Origin of the sequence: Flavobacterium sp. K77, assembly GCF_021608205.1 — a bacterium.
GTDB classification, from domain to species: domain Bacteria; phylum Bacteroidota; class Bacteroidia; order Flavobacteriales; family Flavobacteriaceae; genus Flavobacterium; species Flavobacterium turcicum.
In genome coordinates, this window is the sequence record NZ_JAKIHO010000002.1 from 138,750 (window position 1) to 157,785 (window position 19,036).

Annotated in this window: 19 protein-coding genes; 8 read left to right on the plus strand and 11 right to left on the minus strand. The window is 34.7% G+C overall.

Going from position 1 to position 19,036, the window contains the following annotated elements:
- Positions 1-23: 23 nt before the first annotated feature.
- Positions 24-1,199: a Pycsar system effector family protein gene (locus L1S34_RS06260; RefSeq protein WP_236363287.1), complete on the plus strand. Its 1,176-nt coding sequence runs from the start codon at positions 24-26 to the stop codon at positions 1,197-1,199.
- A 2-nt stretch (positions 1,200-1,201) separates the two neighbouring features.
- Here the strand turns inward: L1S34_RS06260 and L1S34_RS06265 are convergent, their stop codons facing one another.
- From L1S34_RS06265 to L1S34_RS06295, 7 genes are all read right to left on the minus strand, one after another.
- A complete protein-coding gene (locus L1S34_RS06265) occupies positions 1,202-3,565 on the minus strand; it encodes a GAF domain-containing protein (protein WP_236363288.1) in 2,364 nt (787 codons plus the stop codon).
- Between the two features lie 154 nt (positions 3,566-3,719).
- Positions 3,720-4,778, minus strand: a complete 1,059-nt coding sequence (locus L1S34_RS06270) for a nucleoid-associated protein (RefSeq protein WP_210788596.1) — start codon at positions 4,776-4,778, stop codon at positions 3,720-3,722.
- 45 nt (positions 4,779-4,823) lie between these two features.
- The gene (locus L1S34_RS06275; RefSeq protein ID WP_236363289.1) at positions 4,824-5,183 is read right to left on the minus strand and encodes a four helix bundle protein; all 360 of its coding nucleotides are present in this window, start codon (positions 5,181-5,183) and stop codon (positions 4,824-4,826) included.
- A 77-nt stretch (positions 5,184-5,260) separates the two neighbouring features.
- Entirely contained in the window at positions 5,261-5,800 is a 540-nt protein-coding gene (locus L1S34_RS06280) for a plasmid pRiA4b ORF-3 family protein (protein ID WP_236363290.1), read from the minus strand.
- 130 nt (positions 5,801-5,930) lie between these two features.
- On the minus strand, positions 5,931-6,320 hold the full coding sequence (gene gloA2, locus L1S34_RS06285) for an SMU1112c/YaeR family gloxylase I-like metalloprotein (RefSeq protein ID WP_236363291.1): 390 nt from the start codon (positions 6,318-6,320) through the stop codon (positions 5,931-5,933).
- A 48-nt stretch (positions 6,321-6,368) separates the two neighbouring features.
- Positions 6,369-6,764, minus strand: a complete 396-nt coding sequence (locus L1S34_RS06290) for a hypothetical protein (protein WP_166135064.1) — start codon at positions 6,762-6,764, stop codon at positions 6,369-6,371.
- Positions 6,765-6,836: 72 nt separating this feature from the next.
- A complete protein-coding gene (locus tag L1S34_RS06295) occupies positions 6,837-7,394 on the minus strand; it encodes a sugar O-acetyltransferase (RefSeq protein WP_236363448.1) in 558 nt (185 codons plus the stop codon).
- A gap of 280 nt (positions 7,395-7,674) precedes the next feature.
- Here L1S34_RS06295 and L1S34_RS06300 point away from each other — a divergent pair, with 280 nt between their 5' ends.
- The 7 genes from L1S34_RS06300 (at position 7,675) to L1S34_RS06330 (ending at position 14,490) form a co-directional block, all read left to right on the plus strand.
- A complete protein-coding gene (locus tag L1S34_RS06300; protein WP_236363292.1) occupies positions 7,675-9,834 on the plus strand; it encodes a TonB-dependent receptor in 2,160 nt (719 codons plus the stop codon).
- 231 nt (positions 9,835-10,065) lie between these two features.
- A complete protein-coding gene (locus L1S34_RS06305; RefSeq protein WP_236363293.1) occupies positions 10,066-10,686 on the plus strand; it encodes a hypothetical protein in 621 nt (206 codons plus the stop codon).
- A 52-nt stretch (positions 10,687-10,738) separates the two neighbouring features.
- Complete coding sequence (locus L1S34_RS06310) at positions 10,739-12,070, plus strand: 2TM domain-containing protein (protein ID WP_236363294.1); 1,332 nt, start codon at positions 10,739-10,741, stop codon at positions 12,068-12,070.
- Complete coding sequence (locus tag L1S34_RS06315) at positions 12,061-12,375, plus strand: 2TM domain-containing protein (protein ID WP_236363295.1); 315 nt, start codon at positions 12,061-12,063, stop codon at positions 12,373-12,375. The genes L1S34_RS06310 and L1S34_RS06315 overlap by 10 nt, the downstream gene beginning before the upstream one ends.
- 2 nt (positions 12,376-12,377) lie before the next feature.
- Positions 12,378-12,686: a 2TM domain-containing protein gene (locus tag L1S34_RS06320; protein WP_166135087.1), complete on the plus strand. Its 309-nt coding sequence runs from the start codon at positions 12,378-12,380 to the stop codon at positions 12,684-12,686.
- A 66-nt stretch (positions 12,687-12,752) separates the two neighbouring features.
- On the plus strand, positions 12,753-13,520 hold the full coding sequence (locus L1S34_RS06325; RefSeq protein WP_236363296.1) for a LytR/AlgR family response regulator transcription factor: 768 nt from the start codon (positions 12,753-12,755) through the stop codon (positions 13,518-13,520).
- A gap of 43 nt (positions 13,521-13,563) precedes the next feature.
- Entirely contained in the window at positions 13,564-14,490 is a 927-nt protein-coding gene (locus L1S34_RS06330) for an SMI1/KNR4 family protein (RefSeq protein ID WP_236363297.1), read from the plus strand.
- Positions 14,491-14,976: 486 nt separating this feature from the next.
- On the opposite strand, the gene L1S34_RS06335 is transcribed toward L1S34_RS06330, so the two are convergent.
- From L1S34_RS06335 to L1S34_RS06350, 4 genes are all read right to left on the minus strand, one after another.
- Positions 14,977-15,750 carry a CDP-alcohol phosphatidyltransferase family protein gene (locus L1S34_RS06335; protein WP_236363298.1) on the minus strand — a complete coding sequence of 258 codons (774 nt, stop codon included), beginning with the start codon at positions 15,748-15,750 and terminating at the stop codon, positions 14,977-14,979.
- A gap of 47 nt (positions 15,751-15,797) precedes the next feature.
- Positions 15,798-16,823 (minus strand): COX15/CtaA family protein, encoded by a 1,026-nt coding sequence (locus L1S34_RS06340; RefSeq protein ID WP_236363299.1) that lies wholly within the window; start codon positions 16,821-16,823, stop codon positions 15,798-15,800.
- Positions 16,824-16,948: 125 nt separating this feature from the next.
- Entirely contained in the window at positions 16,949-18,376 is a 1,428-nt protein-coding gene (locus tag L1S34_RS06345; RefSeq protein WP_236363300.1) for a CCA tRNA nucleotidyltransferase, read from the minus strand.
- A gap of 67 nt (positions 18,377-18,443) precedes the next feature.
- Positions 18,444-19,010, minus strand: a complete 567-nt coding sequence (locus L1S34_RS06350) for an L-threonylcarbamoyladenylate synthase (RefSeq protein ID WP_236363301.1) — start codon at positions 19,008-19,010, stop codon at positions 18,444-18,446.
- Positions 19,011-19,036 lie beyond the last annotated feature (26 nt).

Sequence of the window (19,036 nt, forward strand, 5' to 3'; positions counted from 1 at the left end):
TTTAGTTGAGTAAAAATACATCCATGATTTTAATAGAACAAGCCAAAGAATTCGTAGAAAAACAGTTCAAAGATAAACTTTCTAATTCATATACCTATCATAATATCAGTCATACAAAAGATGTTGTGGCCGCTGTTGAAATTATTGCTGCACATGAAGGTGTAACGGAGAAAGAGCTAGAAATGTTGCTTCTTGCTGCTTGGTTTCATGATATGGGTTACATCCATGGCTGTCTAAAACACGAAGAGAGTAGTGTAGTGTTTTTAAAGGAGTTTTTAGCTACACAACCCAATGCCGCTCTTTATCAAGAACAAGTTGCACAACTCATTATGACGACGGTTTATAGCTATGAGCCTCAAAATAAATTAGAAAAAATTATCAAGGATGCCGATTATTACCATCTTTCAAAACGAGAATATGTAGATTCTTGCGGAGCATTGCGCGCAGAATGGCATAATTTGGATCAAAAAACATTTTCGGATGCAGAGTGGTGGAAAGAAAATTTAAACTTTCTTACCAACAAACACCAATATTACACCACATTTGCCATTACAAATTGGCAACCTTTAAAAGATAAAAACAAGAAAAGATTGCAAAAGAAAATTGATAAATTGAAAATAAAATCAAAAGAGGAAATAGTGGTTGCTGAAAATCGTAAAAAAGAAGAAAAGCCCGATCGAGCTGTTGATACTTTGTTTAGAGTCACGCTCAACAATCATACGACATTGAGCGGGATTGCGGATAGTAAAGCCAATATTTTACTATCTGTAAATGCTATTATTATTTCGATCGCGCTTTCTATTTTGATCCCAAAATTAGATAGTCCTAAAAATGTGCATTTGATGATCCCAACATTCATCATGTTGATGTCAAGTGTCACCACTATCATTTTTGCTATTTTATCGACACGCCCAAAGGTGACGAAAGGTGTTTTTTCGCGCCAAGATATTGAGAATCAAAAAGTCAATTTGCTTTTCTTTGGGAATTTCTATAAAATGCCACTCGAAGAGTACCAATGGGCAATGAACGAGATGATGAAAGACAAGGATTATTTATACAATTCAATGATTAAAGATTTGTATTATTTAGGTGTTGTGCTCGAAAAAAAATACCGCCTTTTGCGTTTGACCTACAATTTTTTCATGATTGGAATTATTGTCTCTGTAATTGCGTTTGTCATTGCTTTTAAAATGGCATAACATTATTGAATTTCGTCAAGTAAATCTTGGTAGGAATACAGTTTCTCAAGAGGAGACGATATGTTGTTGCATACTTTGACACGAATGGCACGTAAGCCAGAAACACCTTGTAAATCTTCTACTTCAAATTGTTCAATTGTAGGTTCGAGTATTTTTTTGAATTGTAAAAATTTAATGTAGTTGAGGTATTCTTGTTCCTCGTTATTGTGTGAATACACAATTGTAATTTTTTCCTGTCCTGTAATGCGTTCCTCTTTGTTTTTGATGTGTGCTTTGTCAATTCGTTTTTTGACTACTTCATAGCGTGCGTTGTAGGTGCCGTCAACATCAAAACGCTTTTCGTCCATTCGAAAACGAATAGAAATAGGAGAGCTAAACACCAATATCAAAGTAGTTACATCCAGTTCATAAGGTAATGAAAACTTAAGTTGGCTGTGCTCCATAACCATTTCGCACAAGGTTTGTAATTGCCATAGTCTCAAATTATGCAGATACAAATTTTCGAAATTTTTGGTTGGTGCAATAGAGGAACCAATATATAAATTGTGTTCTACGCCATCCGTTTTAAAGCGCTCGTAGTAGTGCGGAAAAATCTTTTGTGCTTCCGCTTGTTTAGCGTCCAGTAACGAAGCTAGTTTTTTATTAACGATGGAAAGCGCATTGTCAAACTTTTTTCGGGAGTGGTAAAATAGTCCAGATTTTTCGTCTAAACTTTCAAAATAATTATTGACTTCAAATTGCGTAGCCTCGTTAAATTCGGTAGTTTTTAAAATAGGATGAATCTCATTTTCAATATAATGCTGAATTTGCTGCTCAGTATCTGCTTTAAAGGGCTGATCCAGTTCGGAAATCAGGGTTTGAAGTTCAAATTTTCGTTGTTCAACGAGTACCAAATTAGTACTAGAATTATCGTTGCTAAACAAGTTTAGGAGCGCTTGTATTTGGTTTTTCAAATCAACAGTTACTGTTTTATTGCGATGTTCTGATGAGCCTTTAATGTCAATTTGGCCATATAGCGGATAAACTTCTTTGAAAACAATTTCTTTAAAAATGTAATCGCGTGTTTGCAATTGTACGTATTTGAGTGCTTCTTTTCTGAATTTCCAATACACACTTTGATGAATAGCGGTGTATTCACGTTGAATGACTGCTTCAATTTGGTTTTGCATATCAATATTATAACGTTCTACAGTATCAATTAAATACGGTAAAATCAAATCTAGTTTACTAGCATTGATACTGTTTAATGCGCGCGCATTTGCTGAAACAAGTTCTAGAACACCAAGTAATACTCCGTTTTTTACAATAGGTGCAAAAACACAACTCTGAATGTTTTGTGATAATAGGTGTTGTCCTAATTGTTCATTTCCTGCTATTTGACTAAAATTAGACACATTAGAAATAGATACAATTTGATTATTTGATAGTAAATTCTCAAACGAACAGCCCAAAAAGCCATCTTGACAAGCTATTTCCTGCTGTTCATTTAGTATAAAACTATGCAAGCTACTGTCGTTAATGGTGGGCTTTATAAATTGATCTTCTTCCGCATTGTACAAAAGGATTCCCACTCGCAAGTCGGCTATTTTAAAAATAGATCTAAAGATTGACTCAGAATTTTCTTGAATTGCAATTTGTTCTTTATCAGGTTTCAAAAGATTACTTTTTAGCTTTGATATCGAACTTTCAGTGGTAGCATCGAATAAAATGGCAATACCAAATCCTTTTAAAATCCAACTTTCTACTGGGAATTTTTCTTTCCACAAAGCGATGTTATCAAAATTATCCATCAGTAAATCAATGTCTTCAGGAGTAATTTCAGGAGCTGAATCCGTTGGTAATATTTCTAAAAAGTCAGCATTGTACAAAATTCGGTATTGGTTCATGATTCCTTTTTTATTCGGAATTTCATAAAACAAAGGTTTGTTAAAATCAATCTGCTGACCGTAAATTTCGTTAAGTATGAGCGTACAACTCATGACGTAAAATTGATCGGCATCAAAGTCTTTTATGGCAATATCAAACAAAACACCAGCTTCGTCAACAATTTTTTTAAAGCGTTCGGTATAATTAAAAGTAAAATTTTGAAACGGAATGGCAACAGCTTTAATTTCGTTGTGCGTCAATGCTGTTGGGAATAAATCAGCCAATAAGTTTTTAATCAAGGCAGATTTTTCAAAAATCAAATCAAAATCTTCGATACCGGTTCTAAACTCCGGAAAAGGTTCAATTTCTTGCAAAAGAGCTTGCGCGTATTTGGCTCTATAATCCACATCGCTGTTGGCAATTTCTTCTAAATTTTCAATGAGTTTGTGAAAAGAAATTAAGGTTTTGAACGGACTTTCTTTAAAGAAAAATTGCGCCATTTTTTGTGATTTTTTGAAGGGTAAATTTACAAAGAAACACTGTTTTTAGATGCTATTTAATCATTTTATTTTTCCAGAAAAAAATCTCCAAATGCACTTGGCATTTGGAGATATAATGGTAATTCGAGTAAAGATTCTTTTCTTTCAGGTAAGTTTAGTTTTTTTCTTCTTTGTTGAAGTAAACTAAGTAATAGTACATTTGTTTTTCTTCGTCCCAACCTTTTTCAACAAATTTTTCAGCACTTTCAGGATTGATAAAATCCATTTTAATTTGAATGTGCGTATCTAAATTGATTACATTTTTTATTGATTTTCTGGCATCAGATACTGCTGCATTCGCAATAGGGAAGGAGGTAACATCCTCAATGCTGTATTTCTCGCCTTTATCGGTTTTGTAGTTTTTGAACTCCGGAATCAAATCAGGATTATCTAAAACTTCATTTAAAAAGTTAGTTTCTTCAAACTGATCGTTTTTTGCAAAATAATTTACAGATCGGTTCATAAACATCACTTCTTCTTTTTTATCTTCTGCCGGGAAAACAACATCTTTTGCAAAGTTTTGACAGAATTTCAAATACTTTTTAGTGATGAAATTTTCATCCTCAAAAGCATCTACTGATAAAAAGTGCTCTAACCAGTAGCGCGCGTCATAACGGTTGCTATCTACGGTCAAAATTTTATATCCTTCTTCTTTCTTGTAATTAAAAATCAAACAGCCTTTGTCAAGTTTATTCAAACTCACGCCTTGCTGCAAAATCATTTCTAATTGAGAGGCCTTTTCTTCAAATTGTAAAAAGTCGGCTTGAATTTCACTCTTAAAAATACCAATGGCATCAACTACATTGTTGTCAATGCTTAAATTGGTTAAATAGGTTACGTAAACCTCACCATTTTTGATATGTGGGTGATTGGATTGCTCAAACAAATGCGTGGTGATTTTTTTTGAAACCTCGTGAACGCTGCTTGGATTGTCAAATATCTCGGTGGCGTATTTGAACATGTCGTTGTAATCCAAATCGATTTCATGTGCAAATTGGAAATAATTTTCTTCTTTTTCGCGAAACGGTTTAAAGAAAAATTCCTTCATTAGAGGCACAATTTCATCTTGCAACGCATACGGTTGCTCTGATAAAAATATAGCTTCGTTTCTACTCTTGTTACCCACTCTGTGAATGGATAAATTTTCGATATGGGTGTTGAATAAGTTGATCATTTATTTTTGAGGTGCTAAGTGAAAAGTTGCTGAGTTACTGAGGTTTTAATCTCTTTCTTTAATTTTATTGATGAACGAAACCAGCATTCGTTCAATCTCTCGACTATCTTCGTACAAAGTGTTAAATTCATCTTCGATTAAATAGTCGATGTTTTTTGCTATTTCTAATTGGGTTTGTAATTCAAATAATGATCCAATGGCTATGTTTAAAAAACGCAGATATTCTTTACTACTTTCTCTTCCAAACCCTTCGGCAATGTTGCTCGGAATTGAAACTGAGCTCCGCCTTATTTGTGATGTTAATGCAAATATTTCTTCTTTTGGGAATTTCTTGGTTGAATTATAAATTTTAGTAGTTAATGACATTGATTTTTGCCAAATCAGTAGGTTTCTAAAATTGCTCATGGTGTGAAAATATTAAATTTAGTTCCTGTCAGAACTTAGTACCTCAGAACCTTAAATTCTTAGAAACTTACTAAAAACTAATTCCAATTCTCTTCAAAACCGTAGTCTTCAAAACTGTCATCGCCTTCAAACATATCTAAATCATCATCATCAAAACCGTCTTCGAACTCGTCATTGTAATCATCTGCATTATCGGCTTCAAAGTTTTTTTCCATTGCTTCATCGGGCATTTCACCGTGAGAGAATAAAGTTTCAGGATAGAAATTTCCGGCAACTTTTTCTTCAATAGCGGCTAATTCTACTAAAAACGTCCACATGTTAATAAAGTCGTATACGTAAATGATTTTCGTGTTTTCTTTATCTAAAATGTCCGACAATTTGTAGTCGCTCATGGTTTTTTGTTCGCCAGGAATATCGCCGGTATCAAACATCGGAATCTCTTCTTCTTGATTCCACGTTTCATCACAAGTATAAAAAGAAGCTACTTCCATTCCGTCAAAACCGAATGAATTGAAAATAGCATTATGTAAATCCTCTAAAGTATCGTCTTCAAGTATTGCAATGTCTCTAAAAATATCTTCCTCGGCGTCTAGAATGACTCTAAATTTATAAACCATAATCGTTGTTTTTATTGAAAGGTCAAAGGTAAAATTTAATTTCAGATTTAAATTTTACTTTCTCGATTTGTTGATAAGATTTTTGTGTATTGCCAAGTATTGATTTCAAAGCAAGCCGAATTTTTAGACTTTATTTTTCATAGAACTCTATCGGTAAATCATCGGGATCACTGATAAAGAAAAACGATTTATTGGTGTATTCATCAACCCGAATTTCTTCCGCAATTACGCCTTCAAGCAGGCACAAATGGTGAGTAGCTGCAATGTCATTTACCTCAAATGCTAAATGACGCAAACCGGCCGCTTCTGGACGAGACAGCCTTTGGGGCGGATTTGGAAAAGAAAACAATTCCAATACATAAACGCCATTCAGCGTTAAGTCTAGTTTGTACGATTGGCGTTCTTCGCGATACGCTTCTTGAAGTATTTGCAAGCCGAGAATCTCAGTATAAAATTTTTTGGATTTTTGATAATCACTGCAAATAAGAGCGATATGATGAATTTTTGAAAGTGAAAGCATATTTAGTAAGCGAAAAAAAAGCCCAATCAGTCGATTGGGCTTGGTGTTTTATTTTTTAGAGTCGGAGCACAAACCTACAATTTCATGAAAGGTATCGTGCAAAGTTGTAATCGATTTTACAATAGCAGCATCATCGCCTTTGGCTACAACCAATTTGTGTAAAGCTTTGCTTTGCAATTGCAAACGTTCTGCCGAAGCTAAAATAGCATCTGTTCTAAATTCAGTTGGGATATCCGACTTTAATAACGAAGCTGCTTTTTGAACCATTTCCTCAGAGCGCGCTTTGATTGGTGCTAAATTACCTTCTTCGGCTGGATGAAAAGTTTCCGACATTACACCGTGAAATTCTTTAATAGCCGGCCATTTGTCAAATGTACTTTGTGCCGATACCGAACTGGCAACCACAAATAAAGCAAATACCAATACTAATTTAAGCTGTTTCATTTTCTATGTTTTTGTTGTTAGTAAATCAAAGATAGGATTTTTTTGTAGCTACCAAAAAAAATTATAAAAACCTTATGCTTTTAAATTCCGAATCACTCTCGCAGGATTTCCTACCGCTAGTGAATGATCAGGAATATCTCTCGTAACCACAGATCCTGCACCAATTACACAACCTACGCCAATAGTCACTCCTGGACAAATAACACTATTGCCACCTATCCAGCAATCATCGCCAATAGTTATTGGTAAAGCATTTTCGAGCGTTTTGCGCAATTCCGCATCAAGTGGGTGCGTAGCCGTATACAATTGCACGTTGGGCGCTATAAAAACATTCGATCCTATAGTTACCGTGGCACAATCGAGCACCACACAGTTCATATTAAAATACACATTTTCGCCACACACGATATTGTAGCCGTAATCACAATGAAAAGGTGGTTCAATGTATAAATTGGTCCCTGCATTGGGAATCAATTCCTGAATAATTTCGCGCGCTTTTTTAGTCATTCGATACTCCGTTACATTCAAGCGGTGCAACAACAACTTCGCTCGTCGTCGGTCTTTCACCAACACCGGATCACCAGCTAAATAATATTCGCCAGCAATCATTTTTTCCTTCTCTGATTTCAAATCCATATTGTTTCATTTTTTTGGGCGTGCCCTCCGCAAAAGCTCCGGTCGGGCTATTCGTTACAATCTTTGCCGCCCCTTTTTTGCAACGGGTCAGCAAAGGATTTTCACTGCTATCCCTCACGCGATTCCTAGTATACTTATTTAATGCAACTAGGTAAATGTAGCCTAAAAATAAAAATTTCACAACTCAGATGGTATTTTCAACAGTTCGGTATTGTAAAATTTGCGGCACCAAGTAAGACCAATACTTTTGAAACGAAATAAAAAATCAAATCTTATGAAAACCATATTTACGCTGTTTTTAGTATTGCTTACCACTTGCATTTTTTCGCAAACTACGATTTCGGGCAAGATAGTCGACCAAAAAGGAAAAGCTGTTTCGGGTGCCAATGTTTATCTTGAAGGAACTTATGATGGCGGTAGCAGCAATGAACTAGGTCAATTTTCTTTTGCGACCACAGCAACAGGACAGCAAATTTTGGTGATTAGCTCATTGGTTTTTGAAAATTTACGCACCCCAATTGATCTGGCAAATTACCAAGAAAAAACTTTTACCCTTCGTGAAAACGCTGTTGCGCTTGATGCCGTTGTAATTACTGCAGGAACATTTGAAGCGGGTGATAAATCGAGAGTTTCGGTTTTAAAACCTCTAGATATTGTGACCACAGCAGGATCAGCAGGGAATATCATTGCGGCTTTGCAAACCTTACCAGGAACGCAAACGGTAGGTGAGGACGGAAGATTGTTTGTTCGTGGTGGCGAGGCTAATGAGACACAAACATTTGTAGATGGGATTAGAGTAGCGCAACCTTATGGTGCAACTTCCAACAATTTGCCAACTCGCGGCCGATTTTCACCGTTTTTATTTAGCGGAATCGCTTTTTCCACCGGTGGCTATTCTGCAGAATATGGCGAAGCATTATCCAGTGTGTTGTTACTCAATACTCAAGATAATCCAGATCAAAACAAAACCGAAATTAGTTTGATGACCGTAGGTTTAGGAATTGGAAATACCCAAAAATGGAAAAAAAGTTCCTTGAGTGTGAATGCTAATTATTTGAATCTTGCTCCTTATCAAGCTGCGATTCCTCAAAACGTAGATTGGAACAGTCCTTTTCAATCCTTGTCTGGTGAAACGGTGTATCGTTATAACTTCAATAATGGTATTTTAAAAGTATACGCAGCATTTGACGCTTCAAAATTTGATATCAATCAAGAAAACATCAATGCTCCAGAGAAAATAAGAGTAGATTTAAACAACGACAATTTCTATTTTAATACGTCTTACAAAGGAGTTTTTGGGAACAACTGGCAAATCACCTCTGGATTGAGTTATGGCTACAGCAACAATAACATAAACTTAGATTCAGATAAAATAACCAATGAAGAAAATGCAGCTCATTTAAAAGTTAAGTTGAAAAAAAGTTTCTCAGATCGATTAAAATTGTCTTTTGGAGCTGATTATTTTGTTACCCAATTCCATGAGGATTTTAGCAAAAGTTCAGGTATGGTTTTTAACAGTGGATATGATTCAAACATTGTAGCTGTGTACTCTGAGGCTGATATTTTCTTCTCTAAAAAATGGGCTGCAAAAGTGGGGATACGCGCAGCAAATAACAGTGTTCTAAGTGAAAATGCTATTTCGCCAAGAGTTTCTTTTGCTTACAAAATGGCTAAAAACAGTCAGTTTTCATTTGCTTATGGCGACTTTACTCAAACTCCTAACGCTGATTATCTCAAGTATACAGCAAATAATCCTCTAGAAAGTGAAAAAGCATCACATTATCTTTTAAACTTTCAGTATGCTAAAAACGGAAAAACCTTTAGAGCCGAAACCTATTACAAAAACTATCGTGATTTAGTAAAATTTGATACTAGTGTAGCTGCTTTCAATTCAAATTATGATAATTCTGGTTCAGGATATGCAAAGGGATTAGATTTGTTTTGGCGTGACAACAATTCCATCAAAAATCTTGAGTATTGGATTTCCTATTCCTACATAGATACCGAAAGAGATTATAGAAATTTCAAGGCCGCAGTTACACCAAGTTTTGTTGCTGATCACAGCTTGTCTATTGTTACAAAATACTTTATCACAAACTGGAAATCGCAAATAGGATTTACGAATTCCTATAGTTCTGGCCGACCGTACAACAATCCCAATGAAACAAAATTCATGAACGGTAAAACGAAAGATTTTAACAATTTAAGCTTTAATTGGGCGTATTTATTGGCTCCGCAGAAAATTTTATATTTCTCTGTCTCAAATATTTTAGGAACTCAAAATGTATTTGGGTACGAATACGCTAAAAATCCAAACAGCGCTGGCATTTACAACCGTAGAGAAATTATTCCTACTGCAGATCGTTTTTTCTTTGTTGGTTTCTTTTGGACCATCAGCAACGATAAAAAAGACAATCAGTTAAAGAATTTATAAAGGTCCAAAGTCGCAAAGACACCAAGGTACTAAGCCTGTGATTCTCGAAATTTATTACTTTGAACCTTAGGACCTAAGAACCTTTGCAACTAAAAATACAACTCATCCATTAAATTCTACAGTTCGGTAGGAATCAATTTTTAAGCTGTAAAAAGCAATCTACTTTTGAATCATCAAATAACAACAAGGTTTCAATCGTCACAAAAAAATCAACTTTAAAAACAAAACATCATGAGCAAAATTATCACTATCATCACGTTTCTTATTACTAGTTTATTAAGTGCACAAACACAATTTGAGCAAGGAATGGGCAAAGCCTTACAATTATGGGGCGAAGGAAAATCAACTGAGGCAACCGATTTATTGGAGCGTATTGCAGCAGCCGAAAAAAATAGTTGGTTGCCTAATTATTACATTGGCTTGATAAATACCACAACTGCATTCCAAACAAAAGATGCCGAAAAATTAAACCTTTTATTGAGCAAAGCACAAAAAGCTATTGACATTGAAATGGATAAAAATCCAAAAAATGCCGAGTTAATTGTAATTCAAGCTATGATTCACACTGCCTGGATTGCTGCTGACCCAATGACAAACGGTCAAAAATTAGCTGGAACTGTAATGGATTTGTATGCACAGGCAGAAGCACTTGCACCGCAAAATCCTCGCGTAATTTTAAACAAAGCCGAATTCGAAATAGGCGGAGCGAAATTCTGGGGAACGGATACCAAACCAATGTGTGCGCAAATTGAAAAAGCTATCGGACTTTTTGCTACTTTTAAACCTGAAAGTCCATTTGCGCCAAGTTGGGGTTTGAATAACGCCTTAGCTGCTCAAAAAAAATGCAAATAAACATCATTATTAGTCTTTGCTGAATCTGGCGCAATACAAAACAATACTTAAAATGAACATACTTTATAAACAACTTCAAAAAGTAATTAAACTCACCGTGTTGATATTTGTTATTATGCAAATCATTAACGCTGTCATGGGAAGCACTGTAAGACTAGACCACCATTTAGTCACACAGTTTTTATTTACTGCCTTGTATACATTTTCACTTTATGCAGCAAATGCGGTTTTGTTTATAAAATTAGACTCTTTTTTTACAGATCGATTTTCAATTAAGAGATTGGTAGCAGGTTTTACAGGTTCTTTTTTAGTTTCATTACTAGTGATTTTCTTAATGCATGTTTTTGAAGTGGTAGTTTATGAAAATCAAACATTTGACTATTTCTTGGCAAACGAAAAACCTTCAAAATATTTGTTTGCTATCATCATTACTTTTTTTGTAACCCTGTCAGTACACGCTATTTCCTTTTACAAAGCGTATAATGAGAATAAAGTCAAGGAACAAAAAATTATTGCAGGTACAGCCAATGCCAAATTCGAGAGTTTAAAAAACCAAATTGATCCGCATTTTTTGTTCAATAGTTTGAATGTTTTGAGTTCTTTAATCGAAGAAAATCCTGAAAATGCACAGCGTTTTACAACCTCTTTATCTAAAATTTATCGATATGTTTTAGAACAAAAGGACAAAGAACTTGTTAGTGTTGCCGAGGAATTGGCTTTTGCCAAAACCTATATGAATTTATTGAAAATGCGATTTGAAAACAGCATCACCTTTCAATTACCAACTGATTTTGATAATTTAGAAGCTAGGGTAGTGCCATTATCCTTGCAATTGTTGCTAGAAAACACCATCAAGCACAATGTAGTAAGTGAAAACAAACCCTTGCAAATTACAATTTACATTCAGGATAATTACTTGGTAGTTCAAAACAATTTGCAAAAAAAAGAAGTATTACAAGACCGTCAAGGTGTAGGATTGCAAAACATTGTAAGCCGTTATGCCTTGCTATCAAAGAGAAAAGTTTTAGTAGAACAAACGGAAACACACTTTAAAGTACTGATTCCTATTTTAACCAAACAAATAGCCGCTATGGAAACAAATACAATTAGCAACGAAAATTTAGCGTACGCAAGAGCTAAAGAAAGAGTAGAAAAATTAAAAGGATTTTACGGAAATTTAATTTCGTACTGTATCGTAATCCCAATTTTAATCATAGTTAACCTGAGTTCGCCACATCCTTTTCAGTGGTTTTGGTTCCCGCTTCTGGGCTGGGGAATGGGACTTACCTTTCATGCACTCGAGACCTTTGGGTACGGCAAAAATTGGGAAGAACAAAAAATTCAACAGATTTTAAACAAAAACAAAACAAACAAATGGAACTAAATAAACCAAACAATAGCGAATTTGAGCAGTATCAAAGCGCTAAAAAGCAAGTGGAGGAATTAAAAGGGTTTTATTCGCATCTTGCTGCATTTATACTTGTAAATGGAATTCTGATCCTAATAAATTTTAGATATTCTCCAAATTACATATTTTTCCTTTGGACTTTTGGAAGTTGGGGAATAGGACTTTTATTTCACGCGATTAGAGTTTTTAATTGGATTCCAGTATTCGGAAAAGATTGGGAAGAAAGAAAAATTGAGCAATACATACAAGCAGAGAAAAACAAAACTAATACCTACGAGTAATCATGACTACAACAGATCAAATAGCATACGATAATGCACTAAAAAGAGTTCGAAAAATTAAGGGTTTTTATACGCACCTTATTGTTTACATTGTTATCAACATTATGATTGTAGTGTTGAACACACAAAACCTTAAGTCAGACGAAAGCTATTTTCAATGGGGAAATTTTGCAACTGCAATTTTTTGGGGAATTGGTTTGGCCGCACATGGATTATCGGTTTTTTTACCTCCAGTATTTTTAGGACGCGACTGGGAAGAGCGTAAAATCAAAGAGCTGATGGAGAAACAAAAAAACTCGAATTGGGAATAACTAAATTCTTATTTTTACGCAGCAACAATAGCCAAACAATCATTTATAAAGCAAGCATAACCATTCATGACAACACTAATTATAGAAGACGAGAAACCAGCTGCACGACTTTTACAACGTAAAGTAGAAAAGTTAGGCGTACAAGTACAAACGATGCTTCACTCTGTAGAAGAAGCGGTCGAATGGTTTTCTGCAAACGAACATCCAGATTTGATTTTTCTAGATATTCAGCTATCAGATGGATTATCGTTTGAAATTTTCGAAAAAGTTGAAATTAAAAGTGCTGTAATTTTTACAACGGCTTATGATGAATATGCATTGCGAGCGTTCAAGTTAAACAGTATTGACTACCTCTTGAAACCAATTGACGAAGATGATCTTGAAGTTGCGGTAAGTAAATTCAAATCATTGTTGCCCAAAGAAGTAGTGTCTACTCCAAACCTAGGAATCGATTTTGAACAAATCAAAAAAATGCTGGCTAATCCGTTTGACAAAAGCTACAAGAAACGCTTTACTGTAAAAATTGGTCAGCATTTAAAAGTAGTAGCAGTCGACGAAATTGAATGTATATTTAGCGAAAACAAAGGAACATACTTGCATACTGTTGACAATCGGAATTACTTGATTGAGTCTACTTTAGAGCAGCTTGAGCAAGAATTAGATCCGAAAGATTTTTATCGCATTAGCCGAAAATTTATTGTGCCAATGAAAGCCATTAAAGAAATAGTAATGTATAGTAACTCTCGCTTGCGCGTTGTGCTACCTACGTACAAGGATGATGAGGTAGTTGTAAGCCGCGAAAAAGTGGCTGATTTTAAAAATTGGTTGGGATAAAAATGGGTTAGTTAGCATATTTTATGACTAAACAGAATTGCGTATGAATGTTGTAGAAAAACTACAGGAAATTATAAGAGTTCAAGAAGAACAAACTAAAATAAAATTTGGGACACTGAATGAGCCAATTGACAGTAATGCGATTCAAGAAATTGAAGCCTTGCTAGAGGAAAAATTACCAAATGAAATTATAGCACTTTATGAATATGCAAATGGGCAGAATGATAGTGGCAATGGGATTTTTTTTGGAGAAAAATTTTGCAACTCGGAGGAAATTATTCGACAATTAAATTTCAGTAGAACTCTAATAAAGTATGAAGAAAATACCATTGCTAACCCTGATCAATCAGATTATTTAATAAAGAAAATTGTTGCTTTCTACGCCAAATTGGCACCTAAAAGCAGCTTTTTTGGCTTAAAAAAAGCTTGGTATAAAATAGAATTTCAATGTGGGCTCAATAGTTTTGGAGGTCCTTATCTTTATAAATCTGAAAGCACAACAGCTCATAACAGAGAGATAATGCGGGTAGATACAAGCGAAATTGAAGAATGCGTCAATGATTTATATAATCTTGAACAGCCAACTTATCGCTGGGACGAGTTACGATTTGTGATTTTTTCAGATGGAAACTACGAATTGGAACGATTTGCATACGACTTTGATAATGAAATTCCGTTCACGTCAACTCCGTCGCAAGCAATCAAACAAAAATATTTTCATTATAAATGGTTGCCTGTATTTTCAGATTATGCTGGAAACTATATCGGAATCGATCTTGACCCTGATTCAAAAGGAAAAAGGGGACAAGTTATCAACTTTGGTCGAGATGAAGAAGACATGTTCGTGTTGGCAGAAAATCTCGAAGATTTGTTCGATAAGATATTAAATGAATTTGCTAAAGCAGAAAATAGCGTACTAAATTCTGAAAATCATTTGCACGAAATTTTAAAAGATCTTGTTTCGAAATAAACACTTTTTTACGGTTATGAACTATCAACTTTTCTTTTAATAATAGTCTGAAAATGTTTGTTATTCTACAATCAAAAGTTCATTGATATGAAGAAATTTTTTAAAATTTTATTTTTATTGGCAACTGTTTATTTACTTGTTCCATATACTATTGGTCTATTTGGAAAGATAATGCAACCTCACTTCAAAAACATTTCTTTACTTGACTATTTTTGGATCGGCCTTATTTTAATTGTGATGATACTCCTCAATTTTAAATGGTTGTATTGGGACAAATTAAAAAGAAAATAATAATCGGTTTAACTATATTTAAACTTTAGTTAGTAGCTGATAAATAACTTTATAAAAATTCACTGACCATTAGATAGTTGGCTTTATTGATAGAAAAGCTTATCAAAACACTTCATATTTAACTTTAATATAAAAGAAGATAAATACTGGTTTTTAATATTTTAGTGTAGAGTTATAGATTAAATCTATTTCGGTTTAAACCTTGAAGAATGTTTTTCGAATTGCAATTAAAACCAAAATAAATCCTGTGTAAAAAATGAAAAACGGAATAATCCATTCTACTTTATCAAAAGCAAGTAAAGCGGCAATCAGTAGTAGTTGAAAACCCAAACCATAAATAGAAAGTAAGGTCATGAACCAGTTTGGGAATGTTTTTACTTTGTACGCATCAGCATCAAGAGTATGGATAATTTTGTCAAATAAGCCATAAACAACAGTGTAAATTTTGAACAAAATATCTACTGATTTTTGCGTTTCGCCTGGCAAAGCGCGTGGCGATTTGTATTCGAATATTTTACTTGTTGTATCACCGCCGACTGATTTATTACGTAAAATAACGTAATAATAATTATACAATGTGCCTTGCAGCTGAATACCGAAAAAGGCTAGTAATGTTGGTAACAAAGTTGTTTTTGAGATGTAACAGATTGTCATCAAAAACATAAAATTGAGGATAATGTCAAACACACTATCTAAGTACCTTCCGGTGTATGAAGGAGTATTTTTGAGTCGAGCCAATTCGCCATCAGCGGCATCAATACCTGACTTTAGAACAATAAAAAAAGCAGCCCAAACATAAGCGCCTACTAGCATGCAATAGATCGCTGTTAAACCCGAAAGACCAAAAAGTAAGGTAACGTGTATGGGAGTAAAGCGAGTGTTTTTTAATTGATTGGCAAGCAATCTTCCAAATGATCTTCCGTAATCAGACAAATCTAAAAACTGATCTTGGCTAGCAAGTTTTGACATTTTAATTTTAAATAGGCAACAAGAACTGCGACAATATAGTCAGGGTATTATGCAGAAAGTATATTTTTCTTTCTGGTTTCCAAAAATAGGTAAAATTGCACACCAAACAACACTGTTGCTAAAACCAAATGAATTGTTTGCGTTCCAAAAGGGAAATCAAAGTAATACATAGCAATGCCCGAAGCGATTTCTATAGCAAGCAAATACATAATCCATTTCGTTTTGCTGTATCCTAAATTGGATTGGTTGTTGAGGTACAATAAATAGGCATTGATAGACAAAACAACTATTGAAAAGGAGCGGTGAAAGTAAAAAATCCAGCTTGGGTTTTGCAACCACATTATTTCTGGAGCTCCTGTTTTTACCACGATATCAACTTGTTCTCGAACATCAGTACCCAAAATAATTTGAACCAAAGTTAGTAACAAAGCAAATATTAAAAGATTCTTGTATTTCGTAGGAGCGTTAACTGCAGGTTTATTGTTTTTTTGAACATTAAAAATAACATACAATTGCAATGCAACAATAAGTAGTGCCGCCAGCATGTGTGTGGTGATTTTATACGGACTCAAATCAGAGTCGACAACTGTTTTACCTAACCAGGCTTGAAATCCCATCAAGATACAAACGGCAAAGGAAAGGTAAATTAGTTTGCTGTTTTCTTTGCGGTATGCAAAAGCTAACGCAAATGTAATCACACAAGCTATACCTGCGAGAGCTCCAAAAAGTCGGTTTATAAATTCGACCCAAGTGTGCATTGGGTTAAAAATGGCGTAGTCGTGTTTGGTATATTTTTCCCAATTCGCAGCGTTAAAATTGCTAGCTGAGGTAAAGTCAGTTTTGGCCACCAAAAGAGCTTCATCTTTGATAATCACTTGCCCTTTTTCATACTGTTTAGTTGGTGTAAAAAGGAGTTGACTTTTTTCGGTTGGTGGAATGTAATATCCAAAACATTTTGGCCAATCCGGGCAACCCATTCCAGAGCCTGTCAATCGAACAAAAGCTCCGGCAAATATGACCAAATAAACCAGTACTAAGGCTATTTTTGCTGATTTTAAAAAGTATTTTTTCATCTGAATTGGTAGAAAAATTGAGGTCTATCTATCGACCATTTTTTATTTTTTTTAGCGCTAAAATTGAAATTGTTTTGCTGTTGCAAAAGTAGCTAAAAGCCCAGCATTGCTATTTGAAACAATAGTTAAACTTTGGCCAAACCCATTTTTGCGGCTTTGATCAACATAAAATCATAGGCTGCGTGATAATCGTTCGGGATTTCACCTTCTAAAATCGCTTCTTTAATTGCCTCTTTCAAACGGCCAATTTCCATAGAAGGTTTTAAATTAAAAATCGCCATGATTTCTTCTCCACTAATTGGTGGTTGAAAATTACGAACATGATCACGCTCTTCTACCTCAATGATTTTTTTACGAACTATTTCAAAATTTTTATGGTATTTCTTGAACTTGTTTGGGTTTTTGGTGGTAATATCTGCCTCGCACAAAATCATCAAATTTTCAACGTCTTCACCGGCGTCAAAAACCAATCGGCGAACCGCACTATCGGTTACCAAATCTTGAGACAAAACGATTGGTCTTGAACTCATCGAAACCATTTTTTGAACAAATTTCATTTTGTGGTTTAAAGGCATGTGCAAGCGTTCGAATATTTTTTTGGCCATTTTACCGCCCAAAAATTCATGTCCATGAAACGTCCATCCTTGTTTTTTATTGAATCGTTTGGTAGGTGCTTTACCAATATCGTGCAACAAAGCAGCCCAGCGTAACCAAACATCATCTGTATTTGGGCAAATATTATCTACGACTTCTAAAGTGTGGTAAAAATTATTTTTATGTGTATGACCTTCGATTTCTTCGACTTGATTTAAGGCAGTAAGCTCTGGCAAAATTAAATCTAACAAGCCTGTTTGATACAGCAATAAAAAGCCAACAGAAGGTTTAGCGGTTTGTAAAATTTTGTTGAGTTCATCAACGATGCGTTCGCCAGAAATGATTTTAATTCGCTCGGCGTTTTTAGTAATAGCCTGCAACGATTCGGTTTCAATTTCAAAATTCAATTGCGTTGCAAATCGAATAGCGCGCATCATTCGTAACGGATCGTCAGAATAAGTAATGTCAGGATTTAAAGGTGTTTTCAGGATCTTTTTATCCATGTCTTGCAAACCTTGAAACGGATCAAGCAAGTCGCCATAAGTTGGTTCATTTAAAGAAATAGCCAACGCATTGATCGTAAAATCACGACGGTCTTGATCATCTTTTAAAGTTCCATTTTCAACTATTGGGTTGCGACTGTCTGATTGATACGACTCTTTTCTGGCTCCAACAAATTCAATTTCGGTATCTTCAAAACGCAACATGGCGGTGCCATAGGTTTTAAAAACTTGTACTTTTGGTTTGTTTGGCAAAAGTTGAGATACTTTTAATGCCAATTCGATACCGCTACCAACGGCAACGACATCAATATCTTTTTTGAAATCTCTTCCTAAAATGTAATCTCTCACGAAGCCACCAATCACGTAGCTTTCTACGTTCAGTTCTTGCGAAGCTTGGGAAATGATTTCGAATATTTTATTGTTTAATGCTTGTTTGTATGAAGTTGTAATGCTCATTTTAAAAATGTTTGAAGTTTAAAGTCCAAAGTTGCTAAACTGAAAACTGGAAACTGAGTACTGCGAATTATTTACGAATCACCTTAACCTGCGAATCACTCGTTAATTTGATAATAGTTGATGGTTTCCCTCCAATTTTATCTTGATGCAAATTTACAACATAGTCCACACCTTTTATAATTTCTGGATTGATATCTTTAAATGCAATAGGAGTGGGTTGTCCTGATATATTGGCCGAAGTTGATACCAATGGTTTTTTCATCTTTTCCATCAGCTTAAAACAAAACGGCTCTTTTACTAGGCGTACACCAAGCGATTTATCAGCCGATATAACGTTAGGAGCGACATTTCTGGGATTATCAAGGATTATGGTAGTAGGTTTTTCAGATAAATCTATTATTTGCCAAGCTACTTCCGGAATGTCCTTAAAAACATTGTACATCATTTTTTCGCCATTCATCAACACAATCATGCTTTGCGTTTCGGCTCTTTGTTTGAGTTTGTATATTTTGGCTACGGCATCAGGATTGGTGGCATCACAGCCAATTCCCCAAACGGTATCAGTAGGGTACAAGATAATTCCGCCTTCCTTGATCACTTCGTAAGCTTTGTGTATTTCGTTGTTAATATCCATTTTTCTGAGGTAAATTCGATGCAAAA

Excerpts from the sequence above, each read along its gene's own strand:
- gloA2 (WP_236363291.1), bottom strand. The coding sequence starts at position 6,320 with ATGCTTTCACTTTCAAAAATTCATCATATCGCTCTTATTTGCAGTGAT.
- L1S34_RS06340 (WP_236363299.1), bottom strand. The coding sequence starts at position 16,823 with ATGAAAAAATACTTTTTAAAATCAGCAAAAATAGCCTTAGTACTGGTT.
- L1S34_RS06325 (WP_236363296.1), top strand. The coding sequence starts at position 12,753 with ATGACAACACTAATTATAGAAGACGAGAAACCAGCTGCACGACTTTTA.
- L1S34_RS06280 (WP_236363290.1), bottom strand. The coding sequence starts at position 5,800 with ATGGTTTATAAATTTAGAGTCATTCTAGACGCCGAGGAAGATATTTTT.
- L1S34_RS06270 (WP_210788596.1), bottom strand. The coding sequence starts at position 4,778 with ATGATCAACTTATTCAACACCCATATCGAAAATTTATCCATTCACAGA.
- L1S34_RS06305 (WP_236363293.1), top strand. The coding sequence starts at position 10,066 with ATGAGCAAAATTATCACTATCATCACGTTTCTTATTACTAGTTTATTA.
- L1S34_RS06300 (WP_236363292.1), top strand. The coding sequence starts at position 7,675 with ATGAAAACCATATTTACGCTGTTTTTAGTATTGCTTACCACTTGCATT.
- L1S34_RS06260 (WP_236363287.1), top strand. The coding sequence starts at position 24 with ATGATTTTAATAGAACAAGCCAAAGAATTCGTAGAAAAACAGTTCAAA.
- L1S34_RS06290 (WP_166135064.1), bottom strand. The coding sequence starts at position 6,764 with ATGAAACAGCTTAAATTAGTATTGGTATTTGCTTTATTTGTGGTTGCC.
- L1S34_RS06335 (WP_236363298.1), bottom strand. The coding sequence starts at position 15,750 with ATGTCAAAACTTGCTAGCCAAGATCAGTTTTTAGATTTGTCTGATTAC.
- L1S34_RS06275 (WP_236363289.1), bottom strand. The coding sequence starts at position 5,183 with ATGAGCAATTTTAGAAACCTACTGATTTGGCAAAAATCAATGTCATTA.
- L1S34_RS06350 (WP_236363301.1), bottom strand. The coding sequence starts at position 19,010 with ATGGATATTAACAACGAAATACACAAAGCTTACGAAGTGATCAAGGAA.
- L1S34_RS06315 (WP_236363295.1), top strand. The coding sequence starts at position 12,061 with ATGGAACTAAATAAACCAAACAATAGCGAATTTGAGCAGTATCAAAGC.
- L1S34_RS06320 (WP_166135087.1), top strand. The coding sequence starts at position 12,378 with ATGACTACAACAGATCAAATAGCATACGATAATGCACTAAAAAGAGTT.
- L1S34_RS06345 (WP_236363300.1), bottom strand. The coding sequence starts at position 18,376 with ATGAGCATTACAACTTCATACAAACAAGCATTAAACAATAAAATATTC.
- L1S34_RS06310 (WP_236363294.1), top strand. The coding sequence starts at position 10,739 with ATGAACATACTTTATAAACAACTTCAAAAAGTAATTAAACTCACCGTG.
- L1S34_RS06265 (WP_236363288.1), bottom strand. The coding sequence starts at position 3,565 with ATGGCGCAATTTTTCTTTAAAGAAAGTCCGTTCAAAACCTTAATTTCT.
- L1S34_RS06330 (WP_236363297.1), top strand. The coding sequence starts at position 13,564 with ATGAATGTTGTAGAAAAACTACAGGAAATTATAAGAGTTCAAGAAGAA.